The 9,555-nt window shown below is 60.9% G+C and carries 6 protein-coding genes; 3 read left to right on the forward strand and 3 right to left on the reverse strand.

Annotated elements, in window-relative coordinates; genetic code table 11:
• Window positions 1-277 precede the first annotated feature (277 nt).
• The 3 genes from P3H15_RS45540 to P3H15_RS45550 all read left to right on the forward strand — a co-directional run bounded on the left by P3H15_RS45540 (window position 278) and on the right by P3H15_RS45550 (window position 5,373).
• Entirely contained in the window at window positions 278-2,719 is a 2,442-nt protein-coding gene (locus tag P3H15_RS45540) for a CoA transferase (RefSeq protein ID WP_276143332.1), read from the forward strand.
• A gap of 199 nt (window positions 2,720-2,918) precedes the next feature.
• Complete coding sequence (locus P3H15_RS45545) at window positions 2,919-4,319, forward strand: aldehyde dehydrogenase (RefSeq protein ID WP_276143333.1); 1,401 nt, start codon at window positions 2,919-2,921, stop codon at window positions 4,317-4,319.
• Between the two features lie 100 nt (window positions 4,320-4,419).
• Window positions 4,420-5,373, forward strand: a complete 954-nt coding sequence (locus P3H15_RS45550) for a zinc-binding dehydrogenase (protein ID WP_276143334.1) — start codon at window positions 4,420-4,422, stop codon at window positions 5,371-5,373.
• 898 nt (window positions 5,374-6,271) lie between these two features.
• Here the strand turns inward: P3H15_RS45550 and P3H15_RS45555 are convergent.
• The 3 genes from P3H15_RS45555 to P3H15_RS45565 form a co-directional block, all read right to left on the reverse strand.
• Window positions 6,272-6,685 (reverse strand): ester cyclase, encoded by a 414-nt coding sequence (locus tag P3H15_RS45555; RefSeq protein WP_276143335.1) that lies wholly within the window; start codon window positions 6,683-6,685, stop codon window positions 6,272-6,274.
• 486 nt (window positions 6,686-7,171) lie between these two features.
• Window positions 7,172-7,945: a crotonase/enoyl-CoA hydratase family protein gene (locus tag P3H15_RS45560; protein WP_276143336.1), complete on the reverse strand. Its 774-nt coding sequence runs from the start codon at window positions 7,943-7,945 to the stop codon at window positions 7,172-7,174.
• A gap of 368 nt (window positions 7,946-8,313) precedes the next feature.
• A complete protein-coding gene (locus P3H15_RS45565) occupies window positions 8,314-9,477 on the reverse strand; it encodes an acyl-CoA dehydrogenase family protein (protein WP_276143337.1) in 1,164 nt (387 codons plus the stop codon).
• Window positions 9,478-9,555 lie beyond the last annotated feature (78 nt).

A 9,555-nucleotide genomic window follows, 5' to 3' on the forward strand; every position in this document is an offset into this window, starting at 1 on the left:
GTCGACAAGCAAGCGAAAGTCATTGCCGCTCCCGTGCACGGTATGCCCTAGTTTCGGGAACCAAAATTCGATCAGAAGAGAAGGTGGCCCCATTGGTTGGCTTTGACTCCTCGGCGTGCACGATCGCTGAGACGCGTAGCACCGCAATCGAATTCTTTCCCTGCAGCAGTCTTCGCAAAGCATAGCGATCCAGACGTAGGACATCGGCAAGACCGGATCTTATGAGAACCGCGAATAGTCGACGGCCGACGTCGCCCAAAGGAACTGGCAGTACACGATGACCAACTACCACTGTGACTATGACCCGCCGCTGTCCGGGGTCAATGTACTCGACCTATCGACAGGCCCCATGCTCGAGGTGGGGCGCCTACTCGCGGACCTGGGCGCAGTATGTACCCGGGCAGATGTTCGCGGGATTAATGATGACCGCGACGGCAGGGCGGGTAGCCGACTGGACCACCTCGCCGAGTTGATCAACCGGCATGGAATCGCAGAGGTCGAGGTCGATCGCGGCAGCGACGAGGGCGTGGCGGAGTGGGACGCTCTGCTCGCTAACGCGGACATCTTGATTGAGTCCACCCGCCCTGGGTCGGAGGCCGCTGCGGTGCTCAACGTTGCCGCTCTTCGCGCTCGTCTCCCACAGCTGGTTGTTCTCTCAATCAGCGACTTCGGGGCAACCACTAGTTACCGTGAATGGCAGGCAACCACCCCCGTACTACATGCGCTGACCAGTGAGCTGTCGCGGTCGGGAATACCCGGCAGAGACCCGTTGATCCCACCGGGCGAATTGCCCTACAACGTCGCGGCGGCCCAAGCCGCAATGTCGGTGATCGCCGTATATCTTCACAGCCTGCGCTCTGTTCAGGGCGAGCATATCGACTTCTCGATCCTCGATGGTGCGATGCAATCTCTCGATCCGCCTTTCGGGATCGCCAGCAGCGCATCTGCCGGTATCCCATTGACACAATTGCCCCGGGAACGGCCGGAGGAACGACACCGCTACCCGATCATTCCTTGCGCAGACGGCTACGTCCGCATCTGCGTGCTTGCCAAACGCCAGTGGCGTGGATTGTGGAAATGGATGGGGTCGCCGGCAGAGTTCGCCGATCCCAAATACGACACCACCCTCGAACGGCGAGCGAACCCGAAGCTGATTCCTGCGATAAACCGCTTCATGGTGGACAAGACGCGCGCTGAACTCGAACGCCAGGGTCAGCGGCATGGTGTGCCCACAGCTGCTGTGCTCAGCCTCGACGAAGTCCTCGAATCGGACCATCTGGCCGCGAGAGGGTTTCTCCGTGAGGTGGAGTTGGCGCCTGATGTCGTGGCCCCGGCGCCGAACGGACTCCTCGAGATCGATGGCCACCGGGCGAGTTTGTCTGTGGCGACGCCGTCCACGACACCCGCGCCGCAGTCGGCCCCGATTCTCGGTCGCCGAGCGCGAACGCGTGGGGATCTCCCGCTAGAGGGGATCAAAGTCCTTGACCTCGGCGTAATTGTTGTCGGTGGTGATAGCGCCCGCCTGTTCGGCGATCTCGGCGCAGAGGTCATCAAGATCGAAAACTCTTCCTTCCCAGACGGGCTCCGGGTCGCCTTTAGTGGCCCGATGGTGCAAGGCTTCGCTGCAGGGCACCGCAACAAGCGGTCCTTCGGCGTTGATCTACGCCAGCCTGAGGGGGTGAGCTTGGTTAAGCAACTGGTGGCCGACGCCGATGTTGTCCTGGCAAATTTCAAGCCTGGTGTGCTCGACTCGCTCGGCTTGGAGGAGGCCACACTTAGAGGTCTCAACCCGGGTCTGGTGTTGGTGGAGAGCTCGGCCTTCGGCCCCACCGGTCCCTGGGCCGAGAGACTGGGATACGGGCCGCTCGTGCGGGCGGCTGCCGGTTTGACCGACCGGTGGATCTATCCTGACGAGCCCGGTACGTTCAGCGATGCAATTACCACCTACCCCGACCACGTGGCCGCCAGGATCGGCGTCCTCGGCGCACTCGCTCTGCTGATCCGCCGAGAACGAACCGGAACCGGCGGATCAGCGAGTGTCGCGCAGTTCGAGGTGATGTTGAGCCATATGGCTGCACAGATCGCCGCTACTGCACTCGAGCGGCGAGGGCAGTCGTTTGGCGAGGTGCCCGAGCACGATGCACCCTGGGGCGTCTTCGAGACCGCAGGTGACGACGATTGGGTCGCCATTACCGTGCGAAATGACGCCGAGTGGTGCGCGCTGTGTCAAACCATCGACCGTGCCGATCTGTTGGTGCTTCCCGAATTGGCCACAAGGGACGGTCGTGACCGCAACCGCATCGCCGTCGACGCGGCAATCCGCGAGTGGACTTCGCGGCGTTCGGCGGCCGAGGCGATGACGATCCTGCAGGAGTCCGGGATCCCTGCAGGAAAGATGCTGCGTGCGGCGGACGTTCCCGAATGGAGTTACTACACCGAGCGTGGTGTCCTACGTCGGGAGCGCTACCCATTCGGGCAGGAGCCCTATCTGATGGAGAACACACAGATCGCGGGCAGTGGCGTAGCGGACCCGCCGTTCAATCGTGCGCCGCTGCTGGGTGAGCACACCCGGGAGATCGCCCTCGAGGAACTGCGCCTGGGACCCGCAGAGGTGGACGACCTCTTCGACCGGCGCGTGCTGGAGGCGGCACCCAATCAGTGGCTCGCACTTCTACATGAGGGTCGCGCTGATGCCGCCGACAACGTGAGCGCTACCTGAGACGGATTCGACACCGGCATCTGAGCCTAGGGGTCAACCCCGGCTCCCTTGACGTCGATTCACTCAGTTGGGACTTCTGCCCGTTATTCACCAAATGGTAACGACCGCAACCGTGACGAACAGGTAATAACGCGGCTGTCCGAGCCAAAATTCAACGACCGAAGACATAGGATCCGCAGTCTAGAGAAGGAAAGCTGCAATGAAACCACAAACCTCCGACAGCATCGACGTACTAAATCCTGCGACCGGGGCCATAATCGCTCGGAGCAGCGATGGCGGGCGGGAAGCGGTTGACAAAGCCGCGCAGGAAGCTCACGTCGCACTCAGCGGTGAGTGGGCGGCGATGTCGCCAGCACTGCGTGCCCAAATTCTCTGGCGCACAGGCGACAGCATCGAGGAGAACCTCGAATCGTTGGCACACGAAGAGTCCACGAACTGCGGGATGCCGCTTTGGCTGAGCCGACTCCTCGTGCTCGAGGCAGCCAAAGTCTTTCGATACTTTGCCGGATCGGTCGAGCGCATTGCTGGGCAGGCGAAAGACGTGCATGCAAACGGAGGTGTCTTCCACGCCTATACTCGCCGCGAGCCTCTTGGCGTTGTCGGACTCATTACCCCATGGAATGTCCCGTTTCTCATCACTGCGATGAAAGTTGCGCCTGCCCTTGCCGCGGGGTGCACCGTCCTGCACAAGCCAGCAGAGGAGACGCCCCTAACAGCACTCAGCCTGTCTCGACTCCTTGCCGAGGCTGGACTGCCAGAAGGCGTCTTCCACGTTGTCACCGGGTATGGACACACCACCGGCGCGGCATTGGTCGAGCACGAACTGGTTCGGAAAGTGTCCTTCACCGGCTCGGGGGCAGTCGGGAAGTCGATCGTCAAGGCGGCTGCCGGCAACCTTAAACGGGTGACACTGGAGCTGGGGGGTAAGTCCCCGGTCTTGATTTGCGACGATGCCGACGTCGAGTCGGCCGCTGCAACAGCGGCCATCGGGATCTTCGGTAACAGCGGTCAGGCCTGTGTCGCAGGATCCCGCATCTACGCACAGAGCAAGGTGTACGACGAGATCGTCGAGAAGGTAGCCAGCGCTGCGCAGTCAATGCGCATCGGAAATGGGCTCGAGGACGACACCGTCATCGGCCCGCTCATTTCACAGAATCAATTGACTCGAGTGTTGGGCTTCATCGAGGCGGGGCGCAACGACGGCGCCGAGATCGTCACCGGCGGGAAGCAAATAGGTGATCAAGGATTCTACGTTGAGCCGACAGTGCTGGTGAACACTCGGCCCGACATGTCGGTAGTCCGCGAAGAAATTTTCGGCCCCGTTGTGACGATTGCAAAATTCGATGAACTCGACGAGGCGATCACGCAGGCAAACGACACGGAGTACGGACTTTCGTCCAGCATCTGGACTCGCGACATCCAAGTTGGACATTCGGCTGCACGTCAACTGCAGGCAGGAACAGTCGTCATCAACGGCTCCCATGTCCAGGACATGGGTATGCCCTTTGGAGGCTACAAGCAGTCAGGCTGGGGGCGGGAAAATGGGATCGAGGGGCTCGACGCATTCCTACAGTCCAAATCAGTATATGCAGCTTCATGAGTTTGACAATTTCAGCTCCTGTCGCGCGCTATAGAAGCCAGAGCACGGATTTGCCGCGGAAGGCTTGGTCCGCATGTGCTCTCGTACGGAAGGTACGAGCATGAAAGCTTGGCAGTTCACCGGCACGGGCAACCCGCCTGCGCTCAACGAGGTCGACGAGCCACACGCCGGTCCAGGTGAGGTCGTTGTGGACGTGAAGGCGGCCGGAGTTTGCCACTCCGATGTCGCCACGATCGACGACGACGGCATGATGGCCCTTTACCCCGAGCTCCCGCGCACCATGGGTCATGAATCCGCGGGCGTCATCAGCGAGGTCGGCGCGGGGATGGGGCATTGGAAGATCGGCGACCGCGTCGGCCTGTCGCCGCTGATGCCCGATGGCGACGCACTCGGCGCTGGCAGGTGGGACGGCGGTTTCGCCGCCAAGATCCGGGCGACCGACTTCAACCTTGTTAAGCTCCCAGATGAGGTCCCCTTCGACCTTGGCGCGATGGCCACTGATGCCGGTCTGACCGCGTACCACGCGATGATGGCGGTTGGCGGGGCAACTAAAGGCACCAAGGTCGGCGTCATCGGTCTCGGCGGCCTGGGCTACATCGGTGCCCGTTGCGCGGTCCTCGCCGGCGCCGAAGTCTATGGCGTCGATATTAGCCCCGAGACCCAGAAGCTGGCCGACGAGATCGGGTTGGCCGGCGTCGCCGACTCGATCGACGCCTTCCGAAACAAGAACCTCAATCTGATCGTCGACTACGCCGGCTTCGGCACTACTACCGCAGCTGCGGTCGAGACCCTCGCGGAGTTCGGCACCCTTGTGCAGGTTGGCCTGGGTCGCCTCGAGTCAACAATCAACACCTTCCCACTGATCAGTAAGCAGTTGTCCATAAAGGGCTCGTGGTCCGGCACTAAGGAGGACCTGGCCGGAATCTATGAGTTGATGAAGTCCGGCGAGCTCAACCCGCCCATCAACCACATCACACACGACGGCATTCCCGACGCGATCAGCAAACTCAGGAAAGGCGGCGTCATCGGCCGCTTCATTGCGATGTACGAATGACGTGCTGATCGAGAGGATTTCGGTGAGACGGGGTCGATCACAGGGAAGCAGTGATCAGTAGGCCGATTCTCGGCGGAAGTGCTCATTTCCTCGGTGTACGCTCCTTCCTGTAAGCGGTGACTGGTGTGGCGGTTGACGGGTGTGGTGGCCTCGCGGATGTCGTCGAGCGGGCGTGACGATCACGGAGTGACAGGAGTCCCTGTCCCGGAACATCACGGACCGGTGCGTATTCGGCTGAGCACGTCGTCGGCGACGGTCGCGTCGCTGAGGATATCGCGCTGCGCAACCGCAATTCGCCGCCATGCTGAGCACGGTCCCTATACCGTTGCCTAACAACCAGGAATCGCGGTTTCGCCGGTAATGAGACCACCCAGTTCATCGAGGACCAGCAGGGTGGGCCAGCGTAGAACCGCATCGTCGTTGGCTGGCCGACCCTCGATCGAGGCTCGGTACCAGCGGCGTAAGTAGCGGGCGTGGCCCGCCTCCTACGTCAGCCTGACCGACAGTGCCTTCCCTGGGTGGGAACGACTCATCGGGGGACCGCCCTCGTGCACTGCGCGATCCCGCGTCGGGTGGCATCGATTGGGTGAATCAACGCAAGGAGAACCGGGCATCATCTTGCGGCGGAAGTGATCCCGTTGCATCGCGATCTGGTACGAAGCGCCTACCCCAGGGGTCCGCCCAGGAGCCCCTACTCTGCGAATTTCGGCCAATCAGAAACGACAATACTTCCGGAAGAGGTGTGCGGGGACTCAACCCTACCGGACAGTGGCTACCAATTGGAAACGCCAACACCGGCCCGCCAGCCAACCGCCGTCCCCAAATCGCTCAGTCCAGCACACGAGCCTGGAAAGATCGAGGTTAGGTACGCGATCTTCCGCTGAGATTCTCCATCAATTCAGCCGTTGTGCAACTGGCTGATCAGCTCGTTCTGATCTCCGTAGGAATGCAGCTTTACGATCTTTCCATCTTCGAACCAGTCGAATTCACAGATGCGCCAAACAACGACCTTATTTGTGGCCGGTATTTCTCCGTTCGGGCTGAAGAATGTTCCCGTATGCCTGGCAGTCCATTCCACCTCGGCCGCTACGCAATTCCCTGACTCAACTGAACTGACGATAACATGCCTATTCTCGGTGAATGCGGCGTGGAAGGCCGTGAACATTTCGCTCAATTGCTCCGGTCCGCTCATCGTCATTCCCAGCGCGACGATCTCGCAGTCGCGTGCGAACGTTCCGACGTACCGCTCTTTGTCTCCAGCGTCCCAGCCTTTACTGAGCTGTTCCTGCAGGGCAGCCACAAGATTCGACATTTCTCTCCTTGGATTGCGATACGGATGCGTCCGTTACCTGGTTATCGGAATTGTGAGTACAATGAGGTAAGTCACGCTGCGGAAATTTTCGCGCACATTGTTAGGGCTGTCAATAGTGCGAAGCCAAATCGATCGGGCTCGTAGCGACAAGCGCGCATGGAACTGATTGTTCGAGGCCGGGTTTTCCGAACGCGCTAGCGAAAACATCCGCTCACGTGGATGTCGCAGGTACATTTCGGATTGGCAATTGCAAATCGACACGACCGCGAGCGTGACGCAGACTACCTGCTATGTGGTACATAATCCATCGACGGGGATGCCCATTCGACACCATCCGGCGCTATTGACCGCGTGCCCGAATGCGCGGATCAGTCCGACTAATCCTCCCTCGAGGGCGGATCAGTCCGACTAATCCTCCCTCGAGGACGGGGCGAAATGTGTATGCGCAGAACAGAATATACGCAGATGGAGCGCGATTACCAATGATCACCGCAGTTTGGCAGTCGGGCCGAGTCTTCCGTTAACCGCAGCAACCTGTTCCTCGGACCCCATGAGCGCGGCGATCGCGTCCTGCTCGGCATCGAACCCATCAGTCAGCGGGACCCTACCGGACAGGTCGAGGAGGCGTTTCGCCTCACATAGCGCATTTCGCGGATGTGTGGCGATCTCTTCGGCGAGGCCGAAGGCTGCCGAGAGCGGATCGTCGGCCAGTGTGGTGACCATGCCGATCTCGGCCGCCGTCGATCCGTCGATCCGTCGACCAGTAAAGGTGAGTTCTTTCGCCCGGTCACGACCGACAATCTCTGGGAGCAACTGTGTCCCGGTCATGTCGGGAATGATGCCCCAGCGGATCTCCATCACCGACCATTGGCTGTCCGGTGTGGCGATCCGGATGTCTGCGCCGAGCGCGAGCTGGAGTCCGCCGCCGATGGCCACGCCGTGAACCGCTGCGACCACTGGCACGGAGATCAGGGACCACACGTGAACAGCTTTCTGTCCCAGAGCGCGCGCGGCGCCAAGGCGATCACCCAGGACTACGACGTCGGCCGCACGCCTTTCACGCATCTGGTCGAACTGGGACAGATCCAGGCCCGAGCAGAAAGCTCGCCCGGCTCCGGACACCACGACGACTGCCACGTCCTTTCGATCGCGCAATTCGGTGCCGGTCTGGACGAGCGCCTCCATCATCGCGGGGTCTAAGGCGTTCAGCTTGTCGGGCCGATTTAGAACCACGTGTGCGATGTTGTCTCGTACGGACAACGCAACTCCGCCTGAACGATGACACTTCATGCGGTGTCGTGCTCCTTTCTGTGTGGCCGTCGCAGCCCGGGACTTGGGTTTGATGTGCGGATACTCCACCGGTCAGAAGGAGTTGAACCGGGAGCGGCTGAGTATGTTCAGGAACGACCCGCGTCCTGGCGCCAGATACCCTGGGATACACAATGACAGCCCCCGTCCTCTGAGTAGGTCGACCGGGGGACTCTTCGTCCTGATCGCCAGGCCATTGGAATCAGTGGAACTCGCAGCCTTGTCGGCTCGCGTCTACTTTCGGGACACCCACCGGATCGCGTAGGAGACAACAGCGGTGATTGGTCAGAGAACGTGCGTAGGGGCGGTATGAGGTCTAGTCAGCTCGATGTGGCGCGTGCCGCAATGTCGCGGCCGATGATCTCCTTCATGATTTCGTTCGTGCCGCCGAAGATCGGGAGGATGCGCGCATCGGCGTAGGCTCGCGCGATCGGGTACTCGAGCATGTATCCGTATCCGCCGTGAAGCTGGAGGCAGCGGTCCACGATCTTGTTGTGCAGATCCGAGAGCCAGTACTTCGCTTTGGCGGCGTCGACCGCGGATAGTTCCCCTTGATTCAACAGCAATGTCGCGCGATCGAGGAACGAGATGCCCGCATCGAGGTCAGTTGCGATCTCGGCGAGGGTGAAACGAGTAGCCTGGAAGTCACCGATGGCCTGACCGAAGGCGTGCCGGTCGAAGCAGAACCCGCGTGTCCAATCGAACGCTGCCATCGCCGCAGCGACCGCAGTCGCCGCGATCGACATCCGCTCGCGAGGAAGGCGCTCCATTACGTGGACGAATCCCCTCCCCACTTCACCGAGGACGCTCTCGGATGAAAGCCGGAGATCGTCGAAGAACAACTCAGCCGTGTCATTGCTGCGCAATCCGAGCTTCTCGAGCTTGCGGCCACGGCGAAATCCGGGGGAGTCGGAGGGGACGACGAACAGACTCATTCCTCGGGCACCGGCAGCTGGCTCCGTCTTCGCCAGGACGATGACGACATCGGCCGCGATGCCATTCGTAATGAAAATCTTCGATCCCTGCAGAACCCAATCGTCACCGTCCCGTATGGCGGTGGTCCGGATTCCCTGGAGATCACTACCGGCTCCGGGTTCGGTCAGAGCTAGAGCACCGACAGCCGTTCCCTCACACAGTGCCGGAAGCCACCGCTGCTTCTGCGCCTGTGTTCCCAGATCCACTAGGTATGGGATCACCAAATCGTCCTGGACACTTGTACCTGCATTGAAGGAATTGGCGCCGACGCGGGCAAACTCTTCCATCTGCACGATCCGGAAGCGGAAGTCGGGGTTGTCGCCACCACCGAACTCGCCGGGAACAGCGATGCCGAGCAGGCCTGCTTCGCCCGCCGCCTTCCACGCGTCACGGTCAATCAGTCCGTCGGCGTCCCATCGCTCGAGATTTGGAGTGATGTGCTTCGTGATGAAGGCGCGGACGCTCGCGCGAAAGTCTTCGTGATCTTGTTCAAATAGCTCGCGTTTCATTCGTTTCCCGTCGGAGGTCGGTTTCAGCGCGGTGCCATGCGGATGGCGCCGTCGAGACGGATGGTCTCACCGTTGAGC

Origin of the sequence: Rhodococcus sp. T2V, assembly GCF_029269925.1 — a bacterium.
Taxonomy (GTDB): domain Bacteria; phylum Actinomycetota; class Actinomycetes; order Mycobacteriales; family Mycobacteriaceae; genus Rhodococcus_F; species Rhodococcus_F koreensis.

Excerpts from the sequence above, each read along its gene's own strand:
- P3H15_RS45555 (WP_276143335.1), bottom strand. The coding sequence starts at position 6,685 with ATGTCGAATCTTGTGGCTGCCCTGCAGGAACAGCTCAGTAAAGGCTGG.
- P3H15_RS45545 (WP_276143333.1), top strand. The coding sequence starts at position 2,919 with ATGAAACCACAAACCTCCGACAGCATCGACGTACTAAATCCTGCGACC.
- P3H15_RS45540 (WP_276143332.1), top strand. The coding sequence starts at position 278 with ATGACCAACTACCACTGTGACTATGACCCGCCGCTGTCCGGGGTCAAT.
- P3H15_RS45565 (WP_276143337.1), bottom strand. The coding sequence starts at position 9,477 with ATGAAACGCGAGCTATTTGAACAAGATCACGAAGACTTTCGCGCGAGC.
- P3H15_RS45550 (WP_276143334.1), top strand. The coding sequence starts at position 4,420 with ATGAAAGCTTGGCAGTTCACCGGCACGGGCAACCCGCCTGCGCTCAAC.